Origin of the sequence: Bacillus cereus group sp. BfR-BA-01310 (assembly GCF_022664325.1) — a bacterium.
Lineage (GTDB): Bacteria > Bacillota > Bacilli > Bacillales > Bacillaceae_G > Bacillus_A > Bacillus_A paramycoides.
This window is the reverse complement of record NZ_JAKUHD010000011.1, coordinates 103,903-128,569: the sequence shown is the minus strand read 5'-3', so window position 1 is coordinate 128,569 and position 24,667 is coordinate 103,903. Positions and strand designations below refer to the sequence as shown.

Below are 24,667 nucleotides of genomic sequence, written 5' to 3'. Positions count from 1 at the left end.
TTTCAAAAAAATATACAAATGAAAGAACTTTTACAATGAAACAATTTCGTAGATGTAAAAATGCCTCGGAGCTGCAACATTTTCTTTCTATAGGAACGAACTGATTACGATACCGGTACCTTATACTGATTCTTCACCAAGAAGAACCTTTAGGCTTTTTCCTAACCGCCATTCAGCTACCACCTACTCATTGGACCATGTCCTACCCATTCCTTGAGGTGGGAGTTTTCTGTCGGGAAATGATAAAAATTCACCCTTCATTTGAATTGCATTTTCCAAAAACGTCTCCAATACTACTTTTAAAACAATTGCTCCTATTTTTATGTAGTACAAGCTCTTCTTTCAAATAAAAACTCCCCTAATCTCTTAGGAGAGTCCTGCAACTGAATCTGTATTATCTGTATTTGGTGCTGCTTGCATAGTATTTGGTGCTGCTTGCATAGTACTCGACGCATTTGCACCTTGACCCGTAGTTGTTCCTGTTAGAGTGCCAGCAGGAGTACCTCTCGTAAATGTTGTCGTCACACTATCTCCCGGTTGTAAACAAAGATTCGTCTCAGTTCCGATTATCGTAACAACATCAATACAAGTTGGTCCCGTTGAACCACTATACGTTTTTGAAGCAGTAAACGAAGTATCTCTCAAATTATCACCCGTAAATATATTCCCAGTATTATTAACAATAATAAACTCCTTAATATGCGCAGGCATAATTACACTCTACCTTTCCTTTACTAACCTAGCGTACGTGTACTCGTCGCTAATGGCGGAAGAAACACCGATGTTACAGGCACAACAGCTGCCATACGTTTTCCATTTAAAAATGTCGCCGCGCTAGAACCACCCGCGCCTGTATATATTTTTGCTACAGCAAAAGGTGAGAGATCATAACAATCGCCGACATTGACAGCTCCTGTATTATTTATAATTTTCACTTTACGCATGTTAATTCCCATTTTACCTATCCCCCCTTTATATACTGTATGCAAAAGAAAAAAAACTTGAAACAGACTCGTTTCAAGTTTTTAACAATTAACTATTTTGTTTCCCCTTCGTATTGAAGCATACCGCCAACCATATTCACTGTTTTAAATCCTTGCTCATTTAAATAATGGCATACATTTTCACTACGCATTCCCGAACGGCAAATAAAGATATATTCATTCTCTTTCTCAAAGAAATCTACTTTATTTGGGATATCGCCCATTTTAATATGTACAGCTTCCGGGATTTTCCCTGCTGCTACTTCTTCATCTTCTCTTACATCTACTAAAAATAATGTTTCTCCATTTTCTAGACGTTCTTGCACTTCTTCTGTAGTAATTGTTTTTACTTCTGTCATATGTCATTCCTCCTTATATACAATAAAACTTTCAGTTTCTTCTTTAAATAAACAGTTCTCATCAATTTTAGCATGCAATGGAATGAACGCAAAGAATGGAAAATTTATTCTTTACAAACATAACTCGCGCATTGTATCCTCAATATACTTGTTTAATGAAAGGAGTCGACTAAAATGACACTTTTTCTTTTCATTATGGGCAGCATTTTCTTAGTTTCTGCAGTTATTGCTCTTAGTATGAAAAATAATAAAAAGATAAAATCCCCTCAAGAAATGTCATTTTTATTTTTATTACTTAGTATAGCTTTCTTCGGTTTATCAATTGCTACATATCTTTTCCGTCTACAAATCATGTAAAAAAAGGTGCCTCCTACAAACAATGCACCTTTTTCACATCATGCATTTCCTACACAAAACTAGATACTTTCCGATTTAAAAACTCATAAACTTTCTTTTCAAATAAATGAACATCTAACGCTCCAGCCATATGCCCATTTATACTTTCAATTTCATACACTTCTGCATACTTCCCCTGTTTTTGCAAAATATCTACCATTTTATAATTGGAACGAGGCGGCTGAAGTAAATCTTGTTTACACGGGATCATGAGTACATTCGCTTCTATGTTAGAAAGAGCCTCTTCTAAAGAAGCAAATCCATGCGCAATATCATGTAATAAGACTGCTTTCGCAGTGTACATCCATGAATTTGCATCTACTACATCTATACTTTTGCATGTCACTTTAGTTATTTCTTTCTCAAATGATGTTAATGCAGAAAATTTTTGATAAGGTGCTATTTCTATACTATTACGTGGAAATGCCGTTTCATAAAACTGTTCATCAAATGCATTAATAAACATCATTCTATTCGCTAAATGAAGCCCCTTCATTGGCTGCTCCTCTCCATACTTTCCGCCTTTCCAATTTGGATCTAACTGAATTGCTTCAATCGCATTTTGCGCTACATTTACCGACGTTATAATTGGATTTTGTGGGTTCGTAATAACTCCAATCATTCGCTCTACCATATGAGGATAGTGAACAGCCCATTGTTGTGCAATCATTCCTCCTGCAGATGGCCCCATTACAGCATACAATCTAGTAATATCCATATCTTTTATTAGTTCATATTGCATACGTGCTACATCTAGAAATGTAAAAATCGGAAAATCCATCGCATACTCAAAACCCGTCATCGGATCTATCGATTTCGGTCCCGTTGTAATGACATACGGGTTCTTCACCTGTACATTGCAAAGGTTATCAGTACATATTACAAAATATTTATTTGTATCAATTGCTTTCTCAGGCCCAATTAATCCATCCCACCAACCAGACTCTTCATCATGCTCTGTATATTTTCCCGCTGCGTGACTTGTTGCACTAAAATGATGGCAAACCAAAATCGCATTTGACCTTTCTCTATTTAAAGTACCATAAGTCTCATATCCCATTTGAACAGGAATTTCCCTACCATTTTCAAATGTAAATTCTTTCAAAACAAACTTTTCCTTTTTTACAATTTGCACAGACTCACCTTCTTCTTGTCATATTATGAACTTCTTTACTAAAGGTTTTTTTCTACGCAAACCAATCTCCTCCTGCTTTTCATAAATAAATGAATAAGATACAAAATTAGCCACAAAATAGCACTATATTACAAAATCAAAGAGGGCATACATATGATTTGGAATTGGTTACGTAAGAAAAAAAACTCAAATACAGCAGATACAAAAGGGACAGATGACTCGAAACAACAACCTAACGATCAAGAGAACAATAACACAAAGCAGACTAGAAGCATGAAACATAGCAAAGATAAGAATAGCCAGCAAAAAAATACGGAACAAATTGAGGAACCTTCCAAGCAAAAGGATTCTTCTCAAAGCAAACAACAAGATGCTAAACAAGACCATCCTTCTCAAAGCAATCAGCAAGGTGCTAAACATGAGGATTCTTTTCAGAACAAACAACAAGATGCTAAACATGGCGACTCTTCTCAACACAAACAGCAAGATGCTAAGCAAGGCGACTCTTCTCAGAACAAACAGCAAGATACTAAACAAAACGAGTCTTCTCAAAATAAACAGCAGGATACTAAACAAAACGAGTCTTCTCAAAATAAACAGCAGGATACTAAACAAAACGGGTCTTCTCAAAATAAACAGCAGGATACTAAACAAGACGATCCTTCTCAAAATAAACAGCAAGATGCCAAACAAGGCGACTCTTCTCAGAACAAACAACAAGATACTAAACAAAACGATCCTTCTCAAAATAAGCAGCAGGATACTAAGCAAAACGAGTCTTCTCAAAATAAACAGCAAGATGCTAAACATGGCGACTCTTCTCAGAACAAACAGCAAGGTGCTAAACATGGCGACTCTTCTCAGAACAAGCAACAAGCTGCTGGAAACAACAGTATTTACGACTTTAGTAAACCAAAACAAGACCATATTCATTCTCTACAAGATTTAATAGAGAAGCTTAAAAAGTCTAGTGATTTTATTAATTATCATACATCTGACGATGAAACGATGCCTTATTATATTTCTTACTATCGACCTTCACTTGATGGAGAGAAATTACAAAAATATTTAATGCCTACTCTGTTAGAACGACCTTGTACTTCATTAGAAGAATTAAAAGAACATATCCCGATGAGTGGTATTACAATTACGAACGACTTACAAAAAATTGAGGATATGGTTTTAAAGGGACATGCAATTATTCAATTGAACCAGCAAGATCAAAAATGTATGCTTGCAAACATTGCAATTGATAATTATCGTGCGCCAACTCCTCCTTTAAACGAATCAACTGTTATCGGCCCTCAAGAAGGTTTCGTAGAGGATATTGATACAAATATTAATTTAGTTCGAAAGCGTCTTCCTGTTTTAGATTTACAAACAAAAGAAATGATTGTCGGCGAGTTTTCAAAAACAAAAGTTGTCATGATGTATTTAGACAACCTCGCTGAAAAAGAAAATGTGGATTTTCTCGAGGAATCCTTACGCGCTCTTAAATATGACCAAATTAACGATAGTGCTTATATACAAGAATTAATGGGTGAAAAGTCCATTTTCCCTCTCTATATCAATACAGAACGCACTGATAGAGTCACAAAAGCACTTATTGATGGAAAAATCGCTATTTTCGTTGATGGTTCTCCAAGTGTCCTATTAACACCTGTATCATATTTCGATTTTTTCATTTCACCTGAAGACTATAACGTATCTTGGCTATACGCGACATTTTCAAGAATTTTACGCCTTATCGCCGTTCTATTTTCGATCTGTGCTACACCGTTATACGTTGCAGTTTTAAATTATCATTATGAACTCATTCCAAGTGATTTGCTTGAAACTTTGATTTTATCAAGGGCACAAGTACCGTTTCCACCTTTAATTGAAGCACTCTTTTTAGAACTCGCGATTGATTTATTAAGAGAAGCTGGTGCGAGGTTACCGATGAAGGTCGGTCAAACACTCGGTATTGTAGGTGGTATCGTAATCGGACAAGCATCTGTACAAGCTGGTTTAACGAGTAATATTTTATTAATTATCGTTGCATTATCCGCACTTGCATCCTTTATTACACCTATTTATAAAATGGGTAATGCCGTTCGATTACTACGTTTTCCATTTCTCGCATTCGCAGAAATAGGAGGACTCTTCGGTATATCTCTCGGATTTATCTTTTTATTTACCCATTTGTTTAGACTTACTTCTTTACGTAAGCCGTACGCTCTCTTTTATCCAACGAGACAACAATCCTTTAAAGATTCTTGGATTCGCTTTCCATTAACAATGATTGATACACGAGATGTACAAGCAAGGCCACAACATGTAAAAAAATCAGCAAAAGGGATTTCAACAAGACATCGATCGGACTTTGATGATTAAGGAATGAGGTGCATTTGATGAGTAAAGTTCAAGAAAAATATCAAATATCTCCTGTCTTTGTTTTCTTCTTAATTCACAGTGCACAGTTCGGTGCTGGCGTTCTTGGATTCGCTCGCATTATTGCAAAAGCCGCTGGGTACGACGGCTGGATGGGAGTTGTAATCACAGGAATCTGTATCCATATTCTTATATGGATGATGTATTACTTATTAAAAGAAACAAACGGGAATTTAATTGATTTACAAAGGCAAACATTTGGAAAATGGCTAGGAAACGGCATTAATATCATCTTTGCAGCTTATTTTTTAACCGTCAGTATTTCCGTCATCCGAACATATGTTGAAATTATTCAAGTATGGATGTTCCCTACCGCTTCCACTTGGATGCTAACACTTTTTTTATGCTTAGTTAGCTATTACATTATTTCTTCTGGTTTTCGTGTAATTACTGGCATTTGTGTTATCTCAGTTGGCGGTACATTCGGATATTTATTTCTTTGCCTATTCGTTTTGAAATACTCACATTGGGATAATTTACTACCGATTTTCACACATTCTTTTTCAGATATTTTAAAATCCGCCAAGCTGGCAATCTACAGTATGACAGGGTTTGAGATTTATCTTATGATTTATCCATTTGTAAAAAATCCTAAGCAATCGCATAAATTCGCTCAATACGGGGCACTATTTTCAAATCTTCTATATTTATTTAGTACACTTTTAGCCTTTGCATTTTTTAGTGAAAAACAATTATTAAAAACAATATGGTCTCAACTTTCTATGACCCAAGTAATTCAATTACCATTCATAGAAAGGCTAGAATATATTGCAATTTCAGGTTATGCACTCGTTATTATTACCAGCTTTATCCTTCCTTTATGGGCGGCAACAAGATCAACTCACGAAATATTTCGCGTAAAACAAAGAGGGATTCTAATCGCTTTTATCCTTATCACCCTCATCGTTTCGCAACTTTTAACAAACAGACACAATATTAATAATTTTATTAGTAATGTATCCAAAGTTAGTTTTTGGCTCATCTATGTATATATCCCTATTTTATTTATCATTGTGTGGGTGAAAAGAAAATGGAAAAAATCAAAAACAAAAGCAAATTAATACTTATTTCTTGCATAACACTCTTCAGTCTAACTGGATGTTTACAAAAAAATATTGTCGATGATGTACAGCTTATTCAAGGAAGTGTTTTTGATGTAGCAAAAGATAATAAAGTAAAAGTGACATTCGTTTGTCCTATTCAGAAAAAAGGAAATAAGGTTCAAGTTTTTGAAGGCAGTGCAAATGCGGTAAAACAAGTAAAAGCAGACACATCTTTAGAGTCTTCTCAACCATTTGCTAGCGGACAAATGCGTGTTGCTCTATATACTATAAGACTTGCGAAGAAAGGAATGTCCACTTCATTTGATACATTACTTCGAGATGTGAATATAGGGAACGCTTTATATGTTTCTTTAATAGAGGGAAATGGTACTGAACTTTTAAAAGGAAAATATACGACTTCATACAACGTTGCAATTTATATAAAAAAATTGCTTGAACATAACATGGAAACCGGTCCTTTACCAAAGGATAACCTGCATATAGGAGCATTCCGTTATTATCGAGAAGGACAAGACTACTACATCCCGATTTTAAAGAAACATGCTGATAAAATAAAAATCAACGGAATTGGTCTTTTTAAAAAGGATAAATATATCGGTAAAATTGCGAAAAAAGATATGTTCATATTTAAAGGACTGCTAGAGAAACATAAATTAGATTCACATGAATTTAAAACGGATTCTGCGTACGTAATGATTAATAATATTCGTTCTGTTCCAACTTGCGATATAAAAATAAAAAACGGGAAACCTTCTTTTTTCATTCACGTTAAGCTTGATGCCCGTATTCAAGAACTATCGAAGCAAATTAACTTAGAAAATGTCAAGAACATAAAAAACATTGAAAAAGCTATCCAAAAACAATTGGATACACAAGGTAACAAACTAATTAAGCAGTTTAAATCTTTAGACGTCGACCCTCTCGGGCTAGGAGCAAAATATAAACAGCATTATCGCCCATTCAAAATAGAAGAGTGGCGACGGATGTACAAAGATGTCCCAATTAATTTAAAATACACCGTAAACATTACAAATTCTGGTGTAATTGAATGATAATGATTGAACTCCTCTCTCCGGCATGATACAACGGAGAGAGGAGTTTTTTATTACCAAATATAGAGAGAAAAGATATTCACGGGGGAGCTTATGTCTAAAAAATTAGTAAAACCTATTTTAAACGGTATTTTATTTCTCGGCGTCTTTTTATTTGCTCATACATACTTAAAAAATGTTTCTTTCACACGTTATTTACTTGTCATTATACCGATGCTACTCATCGGAATATTTAGTATCGATCTTATTTTATCCATTTTAATAAAAAAAGAAGAATAACGAGCGAACATCCTATTTCTCATAAGATGTTCTTTTTATTTAATAACTACCTTATGTTACAATAAACTTCGGCATAACGTAAGAAAGGATGAAACAACATGACAAACGAAAAAGGTTTAGATAAAGGATTTGAACTTGTTGCAAAAATGCATGAAGTATTCGGACATCCTGTGACAAACACTCCAACAAAACTAACAGAAGAGCGTGCAAAAATTCGTGCTAGCTTTATGCAAGAAGAGTTAGAAGAATTTCTAGAAGCAACAACTGTCGAAGATCAATACGATGCACTTATTGACCTTATTTACTTTGCATTCGGAACGTTTGCAGAAATGGGCGTACGTCCAGATAAAGGATTTGAAATTGTAAACAATGCCAACATGGCAAAACTATTCCCTGATGGAAAGCCTCGATTCCGCGAAGGCGATGGCAAAATTTTAAAACCAGAAGGATGGCAAGCACCGGAACCACAACTTCGTGCTGAAATCGAACGCCAGCGTCAAGAGGCGGAAAAAAACTGCTAGGATCTCCTAGCAGTTTTTTATTATGTCTTTTTTCACCGATATATTTTTCACGCAATTCATTAATGATCCGCGCGTCCTGCTGCTCCCGCTCCCGTTCCAACTCCACCGGTCCAAGGCTGTTGTTGCTGCTGATATTGTTGTTGCTGGTGTTGCTGTTGACCGTGGTGTTGCTGTTGACCGTGGTGTTGCTGTTGACCGTGGTGTTGCTGTTGACCGTGGTGTTGATGTTGGCCATGGTGTTGATGTTGGCCATGGTGTTGATGTTGGCCATGGTGTTGATGTTGGCCATGGTGTTGATGCTGGCCGTGGTGTTGCTGTTGGCCGTGGTGTTGAACTTGGTGAGTTTGATAATGGACAGCCTGCGGATGAACTTGGTGATGGCCTTGGTGATGTACTTGTTGCTGATGGTGGCCTTGGTGATGATGATGACCATGGTGATGATGTTGACCGTGGTGACCATGATGATGAGCTTGATGAGTTTGATAATGGACAGCCTGCGGATGCATTTGGTGGTGTCCGTGGTGATGTACTTGTTGTTGATGATGACCATGGTGTTGAGGATGACCGTGGTGTCCGTGGTGATCATGGTGATGATGAACTTGTGGATGACCACCTACTCCTCCTGCCACAACACCTACTCCCGGTACAGGGAATCCTGTCTGCACTCCTCCAACGAAAGAAGGGAATGTAGTTGGTACTCCTACTGGAATTCCAGTTTGTGCGCCGGCTACTGATGTCGGAAATCCTCCTGTTAATGTTGGCATTCCAGTTTGCATTCCAGCCACTGATGACGGCATTCCTCCTGTTAATGTTGGCATTCCAGTTTGCATTCCAGCCATTGATGCCGGCATTCCTCCTGTTAATGTTGGCATTCCAGTTTGCATTCCAGCCATTGATGCTGGATTTCCTCCTGTTAATGTTGGCATTCCAGTTTGCATTCCAGCCATTGATGCTGGCATTCCTCCAGCTGCTCCACCCATCCAGCTCGGCATTCCACCGTATCCTTGTTGCCCTGCTCCACCCATTAACATCATTTGTGCATAACTGTCCGATTCGCCTCCGAAGAAGCCATGTGGTGCATTATTGTCCATCCCTTTCATTCCTTTCACCTCTTCTGCTCAATTTAGCCTACCTTTTTTATCATATTTTCTATAGAAGAATAGGTGTTTGTCTGTATAGGAATTCCGCACCTTTTTCTTCGCTATTCATTCATGATAGGATTAATTGACTGATTATTCTTTCCTTATAAAAAGAGGGGGCATTTCCATTGGAGAACGTAACAAAAGCTTCAATCAACGATTTAGACTCAATCATACATATAGATATCGAAATAATTGGAGACAATAGTAGAAGAAATTATATTAAACACGCTATTAATGAAGGACAATGCATAATTGTAAAAGAGGGCAATTCCATTTCCGGTTTTCTAACATACGATACAAATTTTTTTGGCTATACTTTCCTCTCATTAATACTTGTTTCGCCAACTAAAAGAAGAAAAGGTCATGCAAGCTCATTAATCTCATATATGTTAAGCCATTCTCCTACTCAAAAAATATTTTCTTCAACGAACAAATCTAATGAAAATATGCAAAAAGTTTTTCAAGTGAACGGATTTATACGTAGTGGAATGATTGAAAACTTAGATGAAGGTGATCCAGAGTTTATTTTCTACACAAAAAAGCTCAGAGCATAAACGCTCTGAGCTTTTATTTAAAATTAATTAGTTTGCAACAACGTTAACAAGTTTTCCAGGAACTACAATTACTTTACGAACTGTTTTTCCTTCGATTTGTTCTTTAATTGCTTCAAGTGCAAGTTGTTCCATTTCTTCTTTTGATGCGTCTTTTTTCATTGTTAGTTTTGCACGAACTTTGCCCATAATTTGAACAACGATTTCAACTTCATCTTCTACAAGTTTAGACTCATCAAATGTTGGCCAGCTTGCATATGTGATTGTTTCATTGTATCCAAGTTTGCTCCATAGTTCTTCCCCGATATGAGGTGCAACTGGTGCAATCATTTTCACGAAACCTTCTACATATTCTTTCGGAAGTGTTTCAGCTTTGTATGCATCGTTTATGAATACCATCATTTGAGAAATCGCTGTGTTGAAGCGAAGCTCTGCATAGTCTTCTGTTACTTTCTTCACTGTTTGGTGGTAAGCTTTTTCAAGCTCTTTGTTTGGTGCATCAGTAATTTTCTCACTTAATTCACCGTTATCTTGAACGAATAGACGCCATACGCGGTCTAGGAAACGACGAGCTCCGTCAAGACCATTTTCAGACCAAGCTATTGAAGCATCTAATGGTCCCATGAACATTTCGTATAGACGAAGTGTATCTGCACCATGGCTTGCTACGATATCATCAGGATTTACAACGTTACCTTTTGATTTACTCATTTTCTCGTTGTTTTCACCTAAGATCATACCTTGGTTGAATAATTGTTGGAATGGCTCTTTCGTTGGAACCACGCCGATATCGTATAATACTTTATGCCAGAAACGAGCATATAGTAAGTGAAGTACAGCATGCTCTGCACCACCGATATAAATATCAACTGGAAGCCATTGTTTTACTTTTTCAGGATCTACAAGTGCTTCACTGTTGTTTGGATCGATGTAGCGTAGGTAGTACCAGCAGCTACCAGCCCATTGTGGCATTGTGTTTGTTTCACGACGACCCTTTTTACCAGTTTCAGGATCAACAACATTTACCCATTCGTCAATGTTTGCAAGTGGTGATTCACCTGTACCAGATGGACGGATGTTTTCTGTTTTCGGAAGAACTAGTGGTAATTCTTCTTCTTTCACAGCTGTCATTGTGCCATCTTCCCAATGGATTACTGGAATTGGCTCGCCCCAGTAACGTTGACGACTAAATAACCAGTCACGTAGACGGTACGTTACTTTTTGATTTCCTGCGCTTGTTACTTCAAGCCATTCAATCATTTTTACAATGGCTTCTTCTTTATTTAATCCGTCAAGGAATGCTGAGTTTACGTGAGCGCCATCACCTGTATATGCTTCTTTCGAAATGTCTCCGCCTTTTACAACTTCCTTCATTGGAAGATTGAACGTTGATGCGAATTCATAATCACGCTCATCATGAGCTGGAACTGCCATTACAGCACCTGTTCCGTAAGTTGCAAGAACATAGTCAGCAATCCAGATTGGTAATTTCTCACCATTTACTGGGTTAACTGCATAAGCACCAGTGAATACACCAGTTTTCTCTTTCGCAAGTTCTGTACGCTCTAGGTCACTCTTCATTTTTACAGAATTAATGTAAGCTTCTACAGCTTCTTTTTGTTCTGCTGTTGTAATGTCAGCAACAAGTGCATGCTCTGGAGCAAGTACACAGTAGCTTGCGCCAAATAGTGTATCAGGACGCGTTGTGAAAACTGTGAATTTCTCATCTGTACCATCGATGTTGAAGTGTACTTCTGCACCTTCAGAACGACCGATCCAGTTACGTTGCATGTCTTTTAAGCTTTCTGGCCAATCAAGCTCATCTAGATCTTCTAATAGACGATCTCCGTAAGCTGTAATTTTTAACATCCACTGTCTCATCGGACGACGCTCAACTGGATGTCCACCGCGCTCGCTCTTACCGTCAATTATTTCTTCGTTTGCAAGTACTGTACCAAGTGCTGGGCACCAGTTTACAGGTACTTCATCAACGTAAGCTAAGCCTTTTTCAAATAGTTTTAAGAAGATCCATTGTGTCCACTTGTAGTAGTTTGGATCTGTTGTATTTACTTCACGGTCCCAATCGTAAGAGAAACCTAATGATTTAATTTGATTACGGAATGTATTAATATTATGCTCTGTAAATTCTGCTGGGCTGTTTCCAGTATCAAGTGCATATTGCTCTGCTGGAAGACCGAATGCATCCCATCCCATTGGATGAAGAACGTTATATCCCTGCATACGCTTCATACGAGATAAAATATCTGTCGCTGTATAACCTTCTGGATGTCCTACGTGTAAGCCTGCACCTGATGGATATGGGAACATATCTAGTGCATAAAATTTTGGTTTTTCTGTCTCATCTGGCGTACGGAATGTTTTATTCTCTTCCCAGTACCCTTGCCACTTCTTCTCAATTTCTTGATGATTAAAGCTCATGAGATACCCTCCTTGAAATTCTATTTATTTTCACCGCCCAAAATACAAAAAACCTCTCATCCCTAGAAAGGGACGAGAGGTTATAGATTCCCGCGGTACCACCCTAAATTAATGTAAAAATATACATTCGCTTAGATCCGTAACGTGGATTAACGGCAATTGCTACTACTAGTTTCACAACTGCAACTCAAAGGCGAGTTCATAACGAAACGTGGATTGACTTGCACCGACCGTCAACTCTCTAAACCAGCTTCTATTACTACTACTCCTTTTCACTGTTATTACAAGTATGAGTTAATTAAATATATTCTAAAACATGTTACATGTTCCGTCAAACTAAACTGCAATTTTTTCTTCAACTGTTTCTTCTACTTTTACTCGTTTATCATAAATGCTCGTTGCAATAAGCGCTACTACAAGCATTACCATGATCGCTATAAACAATACTTCCATATTGTATAAATCAACAATTGCTCCGCCAACGACCGGTCCGAACATTTTACCTACAGTCGCCGCGCTATTTACAACACCTTGATAAAACCCTAATTTATCTTTCGGTGCAAGTATATTTGCAATGGTCGGAACTGCCGGCCATACGAATAATTCACCAATCGTTAATGTCACCATCGCAACGAGGAACATCGTAAATTGCTGCGCTTGACTTAACACAATGAATGACGCCGCAAAAATGACGATTCCAATCATAATTTGTTGTTTTAAAGAACGCTTCATCCAGCGAATTAGCATACTAACGAGTGGCTGCGCACAAACAATCATCGCTCCGTTTATCGTCCATAATAAACTATAGTGACGAAGGCTAATATTTAATTCCTGCATATGTGTTGCAATCGCCCCTTGCCACTGTACGTATGTAACCCAGCATAAAGCATATGCTACACATACAATAAGAAGTGCTTTGAAGCCTGGTGTAAGTGACCAGCCTTTTTTCGTTTCGATTTCTTTTTGCACTCCTGGCTCTTTTTTGTCTTCCATACCACGGAATCCAATAAAAGCAATTAAGAAGAAAACAAAGTATAAAATAAAGTTCGCTAAGAAAATATAATCAAAACGATACGATGCAACTAATCCACCACACGCTGTTCCAATTGCAATACCAACATTTTGTCCAACATACATCGCATTAAACGCTCGTCTTCCGCCTTCTGGCCAAACCGTACCAACCATCGCATACATCGATGGGAAGACCATTCCAGAGCCAAAGCCGATTAACGCTAGCCATACAACATATAAAGGCCAACCGTGGAAGAACACAAGACCTAAAATTGATACGAGTGTAATCACAATCCCTACTAAAGTTGATTTATAACCGCCCCATTTATCAAATAAAACACCGCCGAGCAAGTTTCCGATTACACCAGTAAGTGAGTTAATCATTAATACCATTCCGGCCACAGATAAAGATTTCCCTAGATGATCATGCAAATAAATTGTATTAAAAGGCCATAAAAAAGAAGCACCCGTGACATTAATAATCATCCCAGCTACTAATAGCCATACTTTCCTTGGCATAGTTTCCCCTCCTATTCTATTTTTTTCGTTCATATATATAACAGTAAAATTGTAGTCGTTTTTAAATAGGAAGGCAACTGATTAATAGTTGATGAAATTCAGATAATAGCACAAAGACGATTAGATTAAATTCTAACCGTCTTCACAACATTTTAATCTATAAATAATGAAATCGTTCCCTTATAGAGTTACCCAACTTCTTTTTTACGTTTTGCACTTTCCTTAGCACTCCATTTAAATATTTTGTCTAGTAGAGAGTATATTCTCCCAGATTCCTTCGTTAATAACGGACCTAACGATGCCAATATTAAAACATACAAGGCCAAGAACGGTTTAATCGTTGCCATTAAGCCACCAGCGATTCCAATATTCGCGACGATAATGGAGAATTCTCCGCGAGATACGAGGGTTAATCCAATATTCGCAGAAGCCTTATGCGATAACCCTGCTTTACGTCCTGCAATCATTCCAGCGGTAAAATTACCGATAAGAGTAATGAAAACTGCTCCTAATGCCAACCACACTGCTCCTCCAAGCGAAAATGGATCTATACTTAAACCGAAGCTAAAAAAGAATATAGCTCCAAAGAAATCACGAAACGGGACGACGAGCTGCTCAATTCGATCACTATGCTCTGTTTCAGAAAAAACGAGTCCTAATAATAAAGCTCCAATCGCTTCCGCAACATGAATTATTTCTGAAAATCCTGCTACAAAGAATAAAATAGCGAATATTACGATAATAAAAATTTCGTTAGACGAAATATCTAATATTTTATTTAGGAACGGCGTAGCTTTTCTAGCGATTACAAAGAATAGTAACATATATCCTATTGCGATTAAAACAGATGTAAGGGCACCTACAAATGACGTTGCACCTCCGAGTACTAATCCAGAAACGACTGATAAATATACTGCTAAAAAGATATCATCAAACATAATGATTCCTAAAATTAGTTCTGTCTCTCTATTACCAGCCCTTCTTAAATCAACGATCACTTTTGCTACAATTGCACTTGATGAAATGGTAATAATTCCAGCAATAATTAATGTTTCTAATAAGGGGAAGCCCATTATATATCCATAAATCAAACCTAATATGAAATTAAGCGATATATGAACGGTTCCCCCAAAAGCAATCGACTTTCCTGATTTAATTAATTTTTTAATTGAGAATTCTAAGCCTAAGTAGAATAGAAGGAATATGACGCCAACACGGCCGAGGAAGGATATTACTTCTCCGCTTTCAATAAACCTTAAATCGATAAGCCCCAAATCCGGGGCGTGTGGCCCCACTAGCATACCGAATATAATGAGAAACGGAATAATCGAAAACTTTAACTTTGCAGCGAGGATAGCTGCAAAAGCGACTAATACTAACGCAGTTCCAACTTCAAAGATTAAAGTATCCATCGATTATGAATCACCTCCTGCTGAAAGTAACTCATTAATAATTCTTTTCACTTCATGTCTTTCGCCCGATAATACGAGCATATCACCAGCTTCAATGATAGAATCTGGGCCTGGATTCAAGAACTTCTTCATATTCTTTTTCAAAATAGCAATGATCGTTACGTTATATGTTTTTCGGACATGTACACTACCAATTGTTTTTTGTACTACTGGTGCGTTATTTTCCACCTTAAACCACTCAATTGATAATCCTTCAAAAGCTATCTCAATCGTGTCTAAAGCTTGTGGTCTATATACCATTCCACCTAATATAGCCGCAATTTGTCTCGCTTCAGAATCGCGAAGGGAAATACTTGAAATACTCTCCTCATGATCAGCATCAAAATGATACATTTCTCTTCGACCATCATCATGAATCACAATAACCATTTTTTCATTACCTTTTGTGATTACTTCAAACTTACATCCAATACCCGGTAGTTCACTTTCCCTAATATTCATATTTTCCGCCTCCTAAAGTTGTTTAGTTACGGCTTTTATAAATCTACATCAATCTCCGTTTTAAACTTCTCATCCTTTGAGATACCTAAATACTTGAGCGTCTCTGATGGAGTCGCGTGATGGAAATGTTTTTGCAACAACGCAATCGCTATTCCTCTTTTGTACGCGTGAAACCCAAATGTTTTTCTCATTGAGTTCGTTCCAATCTTTCCAACAATCCCAACCGCTTCCGCAGCACGATGAATCACACGATATGCTTGTTGGCGCGTAATTGAATTTGTCGTTTTATTAGATTGAAATACGTAGTTCTCCCTTTGAGCATCAAAAGATTGTACGTACTCTAAAAGGGCTTCTTTTACCTTTGTATTTAAATAAATATCTTGTTTAAATTTTTCATCTTTCACAGGAAGAGAATAAAAGTCTTTAACAGTCCCATCTTCATTTAATACATCTTCAAATTTCATGCTAAGTAGTTCTGTAATTTTTAATCCTGTGTTAATCCCAATAACAAATAAAAGATAATCTCGCTGTGAGTGCTCTTTTAAATACTTTTTCATAGCCTCAATTTGATTTATATCTTTTAATGCCTCTACAACTTCCATACATGTATTCTCCTCATCTTATGAACGGTAATTTTCTCATTATCCTGTTCATTTTACCTTATCACGCTATGAGATTTCCATGTATTATCCATTATTTTTACAATATACTGCTGAGGTCCCGACAATTTTTCATTTGGAAATTTACGATTGTACAAATACGGTGTGGTTAGAAAAGAAATGGGGGGATAAAAGTTCAGCTTCTTTCTACAGATCGGATTCCTCCTTTCATTTCCCAGCTGATGATACTCTTATATTATGTTACTTATTTATATTATATTAGATATTTTAGTAACATTAAAGTATTTTTTCTGAAAATAATAAAAACCGAGCAGCTTCGCTCGGTTTTTTATTAATCTTCTTTCGGAAGAACAATTCCTTTATACAATTGAACTGTAATGAAGTAATAAATCGTGTAAATAACTACGAAAATTACGATTGGCACCCAAATACGGAAGTACGGATCGATTAAAATAAATCCGAAAATATTCATACCAACTAATACGTGGGCGATACCTATAATCGCCGGGAATAAGAATACTAAGAATAACTCTTTATAAATTGATTTCGTTAATAATTCACGGCGCACCCCGATTTTACGAAGCATTTGATAACGTGTAATATCTTTTGATGCACCAGAAAGAATTTTAAACATTAAGCAACTTGCCATCATCGCTAAGAAAGCAATTCCAAGGAAGAAGCCCATAAACACTGTTCCACTCGCAACGCCATAGAACATATCGTACGCCTGATATTTACTGCTCATTTGCTCAGCTTTTACATTTTTATATTTAACTAGCTGCAACTCGTCAAGTTTTTTCCATTCTTTTGTATATGCTACAAAATCATCTGTTTTTCCGATAAATGCTATACTTTCTTTACCATTTATCCCATCGTACATTTTTTGATCTACAATTTTAATTGCATGATCTTCATATATATAATATGGATGGATTGTACTAAAAGCATCAACCCATTCTTTTGGAAGTTCTTTAGCATTCGCATCTTTTTCATTCATTTCTCTAGAAACTGCACCTACTGGTAGTTCCTCTGAAACTTTTTTCGTATTCACTAAATCCTTCATCGACTTCATATTTTCCATATCTTTTACTAAAGGTCGATTTTTCTCTAAATCTTCTTTTACATAATAAACGTATTTATCATCAACTTTGTAACGATATTCACTTTTCTCTTTAAATGGAATACCGTCTAGAATTTTCTTTTCTTCAGCTGTAGGGTTATGAACAACTGAATCGTATATTACTAAACCATCAACCATTTTTATAACGTTATTTTTAAACGCCATACCACCTGAAATTGCACCAGCTCCAAGAGCAACTAACATCGCTACTGTCGCAAGCACTTTTGTTAAGCTATTAATACGGAAGTTTAATTGTGCAAAAGTAAAAGCGTTAAGTCCTTTTTCACTACGTTTTTTATTACTCTTTAATTTTTTAATAATAACTGGGAGAAGTGATCCAAATAACATGTAAGTACCAGCTGTTGTTGTAATTAATGCAATAAGAATGCCCATCTCTCTTAATTTTTCCATATAAATCATAGATGCATAACCAATTCCTAATAAAATAACCGCAAGGAATGCAACTACACCTGTCATTTTCCCTTTTACCGCAACACGTTCTGTTTGTGCGTCTGCATGTACAAGTTGCAGTACAGAAATACGTGATAATTTAATACTGTTCATAATTGCCGATAATACAAATAGTGCAAAGAAGAAGATGCAAGTAACAGTCATTGATGGTAAATAAAATGCTTTATAGCCTTTACCAGCAAATTCTAATTGTTTCATTAATAACTGTCCGATACCTTCTGCAAGTCCTACACCAACTATAATACCAATCGCAAGAGACGCAGCACCTAATACGATTGTTTCAATAAACATAAGTAATGTAACTTTATGCTTTTTTGCTCCTAACATCATATACATACCAAACTCTTTTTGACGAAGAGATAGTAAGAAAGAGTTCGCATACAAAATATAGAAGAACGTTATAATAGCTAGTAAAAATGAACCTGCTTGGAATACAAATCCAATTTGGCCAATAGTAGAATTTTCCTTAAGGAAGGCTTCGTTTAACGCTAATGTTTGGAACATATAAAAAATTGAAATGGACATGACAAGACCAACAAGTAAGACGATATAATCTTTCAGCTTACTTTTTAGCCCTGACATGGAAAGTTTAAATAACATGCCCTAGACCTCCTTTCTTACGCATTTTGTGTGCCTATGTCTGCAAGCACATCTAAAATTTCTTTGTAGAACTCTTCACGCGTACCACCACGGTGAATTTCTTTATATAGCTCACCATCTTGAATGAATAAAATACGTTGACAGTAACTTGCACTATATGGATCATGCGTAACCATCATAATTGATACACCTTGTTCTTCATTTAAGTTTGTCATCGCATCAAGTAAACTTGCTGCATTTTTAGAATCAAGAGCTCCTGTTGGCTCGTCCCCTAAAATAATTGCCGGCTCATGCACAAGTGCACGCGCTGCTGCTGAACGCTGTTTTTGTCCACCAGATACTTCAGATGGATATTTTTGAAGAATTTCCGAAATCCCTAACATATCCGCTACTCTTTCTACTTTCGGGCCAATATTACGTGATGGAACACCTTGAAGGGAAAGTGGAAGTGCAATGTTTTCATAAATAGATAAGTTCTCTAATAAGTTAAAATCTTGGAAGATGAATCCTAATTTTTGCGAACGGAAATCAGAAAGCTCACCTTGCTTCATTTTCGTAATGTCCGTACCCGCAATTTCAACAACGCCGCCTGTTGCTTTATCTAACGTTGAAATTACATTTAATAATGTCGTTTTACCAGAACCAGATGGTCCCATAATACCAACAAACTCACCCTCTTGAATTGAGAATGATACACCTTTTAACGCATGTGATTGGTTCTCACCTTTTTTACCGTACACTTTTTGAACGTTTTTCACGTCTACAACTGGTTTCGTCATATATATCCTCCTACGCTTGTTTTTCCATTACCTATTTTGCGCTTTTTGGAGGTGAACTGCTATTTGTTAACATTACATTTACCTTACACTTTTGTAAGAAAAAAAACTGAGCGTGTAAGCTCAGTTTTTTATCCTTTTAAAACAAATTCATTTCCTTCATTAACGATTTTTAAAATATATCGATTTACCGACAAAAACTAACCTAATAAAGTGAAACTTTTATCAGTGGTTTTTTTGTTCATCCCCCACTGATTATTAGCCCACACCAATCGGGCTTTTACGGGTAGCCCGACTCCCCTAGCTACCTCATATTCGCCGAATTTTGAGGTAGGAGTCTTACTGCCCGCAAATAGCAGGGCAAAATAAAACCAGGTCATACTGCGACCTGGTTTACTCTGATTGTTTTGATTTTTGAGGCTGTCCTTTTTTACTGTTGCGTTGTTTCACCTGAACAATCGGATCAAGTTCATTTGAAAACTCAGTGTTATGTCCATTTTGCGTTTTTTGCTCTGGGTTATTTTGATCTGAACGTTTCGCCATTACATTCACTCCTTATTAGTGCGGTGTAATAATCATTTGATGTTGCAATTGGCGAATTGCCATACGTGCTCTATTTAACTGCTCACGTTGCTCATCATTCGCATGTTGCTGCATCGTTTGTAAGTCATTATATGCTTGTTCTAATTGCAACTGAGCATCCGAATACTCCATCGTATTGTAATGCTCTTGTCTCATACCAAGATCTAATTGTTCTTTCGCATATTCCACTGCTTGTTCAGCTTGTGTAATATACGATTCAAGTGATTGACGCTCTGCCATACTTGTCCCTCCTTGCTTCAATTCTCCTTTAGTGTGTCCCTTCCATATGAACCTTATGAGTATGTTATAATGGATTTTGTTTCATTTTGACTCGTCTTAGGAGGGAAAGTAATGAAGGTTCAAAACCCTTTTCCATATACAAACGACAATAAACGTTATCATACATGGAATTATCACTTACGAAATGAATTTGGTGAGAAAATCTTTAAAGTTTCATTAGATGCTGGCTTTGATTGCCCGAACCGTGACGGTACAGTCGCTTACGGCGGCTGCACATTTTGTAGTGCTGCTGGGTCTGGTGACTTCGCTGGGGATCGCCGCGATGATGTTATAACGCAATATCATGAAATGAAAGAAAAAATGCGCTCAAAGTGGAAAGACGGAAAATGTATCGCTTATTTCCAGGCGTACACAAATACTCACGCGCCACTTGAAGTGTTAAAAGAAAAATTCGAACCGCTTCTAGCAGAAAAAGACGTTGTCGGTCTTTCTATTGCGACTCGTCCAGATTGCTTACCTGACGATGTTGTTGAATATTTAGCGGACTTAAATAAACGCACATACCTTTGGGTTGAACTCGGACTACAAACTGTTCATGAACGTACTGCAAATCTTATTAATCGTGCTCACGATTATCCATCTTATGTAGAAGGTGTTAATAAATTACGCAAGCATGGCATTAGAGTTTGCTCTCATATTATTAACGGTCTTCCACTTGAAAATTACGACATGATGATGGAAACAGCTCGTGAAGTAGCAAAGCTTGACGTACAAGGAATTAAAATCCATTTGCTTCATTTATTAAAAGGAACACCCATGGTGAAGCAATATGAAAAAGGACAATTAGAATTCCTTTCACTTGAAGATTACGTAAGTCTCGTTGTCGATCAACTTGAAATCATTCCTGAAGACGTAATTGTGCACCGCATCACAGGTGACGGTCCGCCCGATTTAATGATCGGCCCAATGTGGAGCTTAAATAAATGGGAAGTATTAAATTCCATCGATGCAGAATTTGTACGCCGCGGAAGCTGGCAAGGAAAATATGCAAATGAGGAGAAACAACAATGAAATTAGAACGCGTATTACCGTTTGCACGCACACTGCTGCAAACGGCTGTTAAAGAAGGCGATTATGCAGTAGATGCAACACTTGGAAATGGACATGACACTTGTTTCCTAGCTGAAATCGTTGGAGATAACGGAAAAGTATTTGGCTTTGATATTCAAAAAGAAGCGATTGAAAGCTCTACTATCCGTCTAAAAGAAAAAGAGCTTTTCGAACGTACTGTTTTAGTTCACGATAGTCACGATACACTCTTATCCGTACTACCGGAAGATGCAAAAGGAAAGGTAACAGGAGCAATTTTCAACTTAGGTTACCTCCCAGGCGGTGACAAGCACATCGTTACAAAGCCAAACTCAACAATCTCGGCCATCGAACAACTATTAGAAGTAATGGCACCTGAAGGTATCATTGTCCTTGTCATTTACCACGGACACCCAGAAGGACAAGTAGAACGCGACGCTGTTCTCAAATTTGCAGAAGAACTAGACCAAAAACAAGCTCACGTACTAAGATACGGCTTCATTAACCAGCAAAATAACCCGCCATTTATTGTGGCGATTGAGAAGCGATAAGATATCAACGATTTTTTCGATATATCGATTCTTCGACAAAACATAACAAAAAAAGACGTGCATTCACTGCACGTCTTTTTCTTATTCTCCTATATAATGGATATATACAATATTAAAGGGGACTAAACAATGATTGGAATACTAGCAGGAATGGGTCCAAAATCAACTGGACCATTCGTCGATACAGTTGTAGCACAATGCCAAGCAATATACGGAGCAAAGCATGATATGGACTTTCCTCATATGATGATTTATTCGTGCCCAACACCGTTTTATATGGATCGCCCTATTGATCATGCGATGATGAAAAAAGCGATTATTGAAGGGGCACAAAAACTTGAAAGTACTGGAGTAGACTTTATCGCTATGCCTTGCAATACGGCGCATCTTTATTTCAAGGAATTACAGCATTCCCTTTCCATTCCTATTTTGAATATAGTCGATGAGACGTTACAAGCAATTCCTGATAACACGAAAAGAGTCGCTCTTCTCGCAACGCAAGCTACTGTTCAAGCTGGGATTTATCAAGATGGGATTACAAAGCGTGATATAGAGTACATTCATAATGAAAAATGGCAGGAAATGATTAATCAAATTATTACTTGTATTAAATGTGGGGAAGTTGAAGAAGCTCGCAAATTATGGAGTGCGCTCGTTTTACATTTAAAAAATGAAGTAGATACCGCTATTATCGCATGTACTGATTTGAATGTAGTTGCAAATGAAGATTTTGTAGATTCCTCTCAATGTCTTGCTGATGCCGTTGTTAGGATGTATTTAGCAAATATAAGGAGGACCTAATGAATATACCTTTTGAAATGGGTTATACATTTGACAACAGTCTTAGAGAAAAACCATTATCCCTTGCTGAAATGAAGCAGGGGATTGCATTTTTGAAAGAGCATTTACAAGAAGATCCGTTATACGGAAAAAACTGCGGATTAATCGGCGTTTATGAAAGAATCGTTGGTAACTTTTCTGAAAGTAAATATTACTTACATGAGGCAATTACCTATTTCACAAAATTAGAGAATAACCAAGGGCTCTTTATTAACAAACTACGACTTGCACATACATATCATTGGGAACGGGATTTTTATAAGGCGAACGCACTCTTTACTGAACTTCTACCCACACTGCCAAACTTCCCTACTTATGAGGATTTCCTCTACCAACATTACGGAAAAAGTAAGTTAGATGAAGGCGACTTACATACCGCCTTATCTTATTTTCAAAAGGCGCTTCAAATTCGGTTACAAAAAGGAAATGAGGAACTTATCCGCTCAACTAAGATGTGCATCGAGTATTGCATGTCACACTGATAAATATATCAACGATTTTCCTGACATATCGATTTACCGACGAAATTCGACCAAGCGATCCATCCTTCCCCTAAAACTTTTAACTTTTTTCACAATTCTTTCAAAGTAATCACACTTAATCTCGCTATATTAAATAAGTAATTTATTCATATAGGGAAGGTTAGGGGAACTGAAGTATGAAACTGAATCGTTCGCTTCATTACATTTTTTGGCGATGGCATTTTTATGCTGGGCTTTTTATTACGCCGCTTCTTATTACTTTGTCACTGAGCGGGATTGGGTATTTATTTCGAGAGGAAGTTGAAGATTTCATCTATAAAGATTTATATTTTGGGAAGAGCGCCCAAACTGAATCTATTTCAATGGCTGATTCTATTTCATTAACAGAGAAAAAGTATCCACATTATAATGTGACGAAAATTAGTGAGTTTAATGGAGATTACAATACGAGGCTCACAATCGCAAATGAATATACAGGAACACAAAAATATGTGTATTTAGATAGCAACAATCAAATTGTCGGGGATCAAAACGCAAGTGAAACGTTTGCCAATATTATGCGTGAATTGCATAGTTCCCTCTTAGTCGGCGGTACAGTTGTCAATTATTTAGTAGAACTCTCTGCATGCTGGACAATCTTTTTAATTGTAACTGGGTTGTATATGAGTATACGCCAATTTAAAAACACGCCATCATCCAATAAACGCGAACGAGCAAAACGACGTCATTCTATTATCGGTATTATATTTACAATTCCTCTCGTTCTGCTAGTCGCAACTGGATTACCTTGGTCAGGATTTATGGGCAATCAAATTTATAAAATCGCAACGTCAAATGAATCACTCGGATATCCGAAGTTATATATGTCACCACCTGAATCAAAGTTTAAAGAATTACCATGGGCAACAAGACAGGAAACTCCTCCTGAGTCTAACTCGAATGAACAGAAAGGAATATCAGTTGATGAGTTACAAAAAGGGATTCAAATAAAGAAGCCATATGTTATTTCACTACCAGCTAATCCGAAAGCTGTATTCACTGTTTCGAAATCGAGTGGTTCTGGTATTACAGGCATGCACGTAGCACCGAATGAAGAAATTACTGCCTACTTTGATCAGTATAGTGGAGAGCTTATTTCAAAAACAGACTATCGTGACTACGGATTATTTGCAAAATGGTTCTCTTACGGTATCCCTCTTCATGAAGGACATTTATTCGGATGGCCTAATAAAATATTATGCTTATTAACGACATTATCTTTATTACTTCTCATTTATTACGGAATAAAAATGTGGTTAGCAAGAAAACCGAAAGGAAAATTAGCAGCACCTCCAAAGCAAAGAGATAAGAAAAGCGTATTCGTTTTCTTTATCATGATGGTTATACTAGGCGCTGTCATGCCTTTATTCGGACTATCTGTTTTAGTTATCTTCACAATTGAACTTCTCATATACGTATTTTCAAAAATACGATCATAATAAAAAAACCACTCTCCCTGA

26 protein-coding genes and 1 other annotated feature are annotated in these 24,667 nt (G+C 36.9%); of the genes, 12 read left to right on the top strand and 14 right to left on the bottom strand.

Features of this window, described 5'->3' with window-relative positions; genetic code table 11:
* Positions 1-366: 366 nt before the first annotated feature.
* The 3 genes from MR109_RS20330 to MR109_RS20320 all read right to left on the bottom strand — a co-directional run bounded on the left by MR109_RS20330 (position 367) and on the right by MR109_RS20320 (position 1,342).
* Positions 367-711, bottom strand: a complete 345-nt coding sequence (locus MR109_RS20330) for a hypothetical protein (RefSeq protein ID WP_242273661.1) — start codon at positions 709-711, stop codon at positions 367-369.
* Between the two features lie 23 nt (positions 712-734).
* Positions 735-956, bottom strand: a complete 222-nt coding sequence (locus MR109_RS20325; protein WP_048374316.1) for a spore germination protein — start codon at positions 954-956, stop codon at positions 735-737.
* Positions 957-1,036: 80 nt separating this feature from the next.
* Complete coding sequence (locus MR109_RS20320; protein ID WP_000141214.1) at positions 1,037-1,342, bottom strand: rhodanese-like domain-containing protein; 306 nt, start codon at positions 1,340-1,342, stop codon at positions 1,037-1,039.
* A gap of 174 nt (positions 1,343-1,516) precedes the next feature.
* Between MR109_RS20320 and MR109_RS20315 the strand changes: the two genes are divergently transcribed.
* Positions 1,517-1,699: a hypothetical protein gene (locus MR109_RS20315; RefSeq protein ID WP_098308088.1), complete on the top strand. Its 183-nt coding sequence runs from the start codon at positions 1,517-1,519 to the stop codon at positions 1,697-1,699.
* 49 nt (positions 1,700-1,748) lie between these two features.
* On the opposite strand, the gene MR109_RS20310 is transcribed toward MR109_RS20315, so the two are convergent.
* Complete coding sequence (locus MR109_RS20310) at positions 1,749-2,873, bottom strand: homoserine O-acetyltransferase family protein (protein WP_242273660.1); 1,125 nt, start codon at positions 2,871-2,873, stop codon at positions 1,749-1,751.
* A gap of 153 nt (positions 2,874-3,026) precedes the next feature.
* Here MR109_RS20310 and MR109_RS20305 point away from each other — a divergent pair, with 153 nt between their 5' ends.
* From MR109_RS20305 to MR109_RS20285, 5 genes are all read left to right on the top strand, one after another.
* Positions 3,027-5,249, top strand: a complete 2,223-nt coding sequence (locus MR109_RS20305) for a spore germination protein (protein ID WP_242273658.1) — start codon at positions 3,027-3,029, stop codon at positions 5,247-5,249.
* A gap of 17 nt (positions 5,250-5,266) precedes the next feature.
* Complete coding sequence (locus tag MR109_RS20300; protein WP_025148921.1) at positions 5,267-6,367, top strand: spore germination protein; 1,101 nt, start codon at positions 5,267-5,269, stop codon at positions 6,365-6,367.
* Positions 6,337-7,422: a Ger(x)C family spore germination protein gene (locus tag MR109_RS20295; protein WP_242273656.1), complete on the top strand. Its 1,086-nt coding sequence runs from the start codon at positions 6,337-6,339 to the stop codon at positions 7,420-7,422. The genes MR109_RS20300 and MR109_RS20295 overlap by 31 nt, the downstream gene beginning before the upstream one ends.
* 93 nt (positions 7,423-7,515) lie before the next feature.
* Complete coding sequence (locus MR109_RS20290) at positions 7,516-7,701, top strand: hypothetical protein (protein WP_002173856.1); 186 nt, start codon at positions 7,516-7,518, stop codon at positions 7,699-7,701.
* Between the two features lie 98 nt (positions 7,702-7,799).
* Positions 7,800-8,222: a pyrophosphohydrolase domain-containing protein gene (locus tag MR109_RS20285; protein ID WP_016110818.1), complete on the top strand. Its 423-nt coding sequence runs from the start codon at positions 7,800-7,802 to the stop codon at positions 8,220-8,222.
* Positions 8,223-8,281: 59 nt separating this feature from the next.
* Here the strand turns inward: MR109_RS20285 and MR109_RS20280 are convergent, their stop codons facing one another.
* Positions 8,282-9,322: a VrrB protein gene (locus MR109_RS20280; protein WP_242273655.1), complete on the bottom strand. Its 1,041-nt coding sequence runs from the start codon at positions 9,320-9,322 to the stop codon at positions 8,282-8,284.
* 167 nt (positions 9,323-9,489) lie between these two features.
* Between MR109_RS20280 and MR109_RS20275 the strand changes: the two genes are divergently transcribed.
* Positions 9,490-9,918, top strand: coding sequence for a GNAT family N-acetyltransferase (locus tag MR109_RS20275; RefSeq protein ID WP_242273653.1), 429 nt, complete (start codon positions 9,490-9,492; stop codon positions 9,916-9,918).
* A 27-nt stretch (positions 9,919-9,945) separates the two neighbouring features.
* On the opposite strand, the gene leuS is transcribed toward MR109_RS20275, so the two are convergent.
* The 9 genes from leuS to MR109_RS20230 all read right to left on the bottom strand — a co-directional run bounded on the left by leuS (position 9,946) and on the right by MR109_RS20230 (position 20,206).
* Positions 9,946-12,354, bottom strand: coding sequence for a leucine--tRNA ligase (gene leuS / locus MR109_RS20270; protein ID WP_071718136.1), 2,409 nt, complete (start codon positions 12,352-12,354; stop codon positions 9,946-9,948).
* Between the two features lie 65 nt (positions 12,355-12,419).
* Positions 12,420-12,639, bottom strand: a binding site (T-box leader).
* A 51-nt stretch (positions 12,640-12,690) separates the two neighbouring features.
* Entirely contained in the window at positions 12,691-13,884 is a 1,194-nt protein-coding gene (locus MR109_RS20265) for an MDR family MFS transporter (protein WP_025148914.1), read from the bottom strand.
* A gap of 188 nt (positions 13,885-14,072) precedes the next feature.
* Complete coding sequence (locus MR109_RS20260; protein WP_242273652.1) at positions 14,073-15,296, bottom strand: cation:proton antiporter; 1,224 nt, start codon at positions 15,294-15,296, stop codon at positions 14,073-14,075.
* Between the two features lie 3 nt (positions 15,297-15,299).
* Positions 15,300-15,797, bottom strand: a complete 498-nt coding sequence (locus MR109_RS20255) for a cation:proton antiporter regulatory subunit (RefSeq protein WP_242273650.1) — start codon at positions 15,795-15,797, stop codon at positions 15,300-15,302.
* A gap of 35 nt (positions 15,798-15,832) precedes the next feature.
* Complete coding sequence (locus tag MR109_RS20250) at positions 15,833-16,399, bottom strand: tyrosine-type recombinase/integrase (RefSeq protein ID WP_002173865.1); 567 nt, start codon at positions 16,397-16,399, stop codon at positions 15,833-15,835.
* A 349-nt stretch (positions 16,400-16,748) separates the two neighbouring features.
* Positions 16,749-18,608 carry an FtsX-like permease family protein gene (locus tag MR109_RS20245; protein ID WP_178938751.1) on the bottom strand — a complete coding sequence of 620 codons (1,860 nt, stop codon included), beginning with the start codon at positions 18,606-18,608 and terminating at the stop codon, positions 16,749-16,751.
* A gap of 17 nt (positions 18,609-18,625) precedes the next feature.
* A complete protein-coding gene (locus tag MR109_RS20240) occupies positions 18,626-19,387 on the bottom strand; it encodes an ABC transporter ATP-binding protein (RefSeq protein WP_242273649.1) in 762 nt (253 codons plus the stop codon).
* A gap of 390 nt (positions 19,388-19,777) precedes the next feature.
* Positions 19,778-19,927 (bottom strand): glycogen biosynthesis protein GlgD, encoded by a 150-nt coding sequence (locus tag MR109_RS20235; RefSeq protein ID WP_242273647.1) that lies wholly within the window; start codon positions 19,925-19,927, stop codon positions 19,778-19,780.
* Between the two features lie 15 nt (positions 19,928-19,942).
* Positions 19,943-20,206, bottom strand: a complete 264-nt coding sequence (locus tag MR109_RS20230) for a YtzC family protein (RefSeq protein ID WP_000840865.1) — start codon at positions 20,204-20,206, stop codon at positions 19,943-19,945.
* Between the two features lie 111 nt (positions 20,207-20,317).
* On the opposite strand from MR109_RS20230, the gene mnmL reads away from it, so the two are divergent.
* The 5 genes from mnmL to MR109_RS20205 all read left to right on the top strand — a co-directional run bounded on the left by mnmL (position 20,318) and on the right by MR109_RS20205 (position 24,646).
* Positions 20,318-21,277, top strand: coding sequence for a tRNA modification radical SAM protein MnmL/YtqA (mnmL, locus tag MR109_RS20225; RefSeq protein WP_002173869.1), 960 nt, complete (start codon positions 20,318-20,320; stop codon positions 21,275-21,277).
* A complete protein-coding gene (gene mnmM / locus MR109_RS20220) occupies positions 21,274-21,846 on the top strand; it encodes a tRNA 5-(aminomethyl)-2-thiouridylate-methyltransferase MnmM (protein ID WP_000764484.1) in 573 nt (190 codons plus the stop codon). The genes mnmL and mnmM overlap by 4 nt, the downstream gene beginning before the upstream one ends.
* A gap of 129 nt (positions 21,847-21,975) precedes the next feature.
* Positions 21,976-22,647, top strand: coding sequence for an aspartate/glutamate racemase family protein (locus tag MR109_RS20215; RefSeq protein WP_242273645.1), 672 nt, complete (start codon positions 21,976-21,978; stop codon positions 22,645-22,647).
* Positions 22,647-23,168, top strand: a complete 522-nt coding sequence (locus MR109_RS20210) for a tetratricopeptide repeat protein (protein ID WP_242273644.1) — start codon at positions 22,647-22,649, stop codon at positions 23,166-23,168. The genes MR109_RS20215 and MR109_RS20210 overlap by 1 nt, the downstream gene beginning before the upstream one ends.
* Before the next feature lie 176 nt (positions 23,169-23,344).
* Entirely contained in the window at positions 23,345-24,646 is a 1,302-nt protein-coding gene (locus MR109_RS20205) for a PepSY-associated TM helix domain-containing protein (RefSeq protein ID WP_242273643.1), read from the top strand.
* The last annotated feature ends 21 nt before the right edge of the window (positions 24,647-24,667 follow it).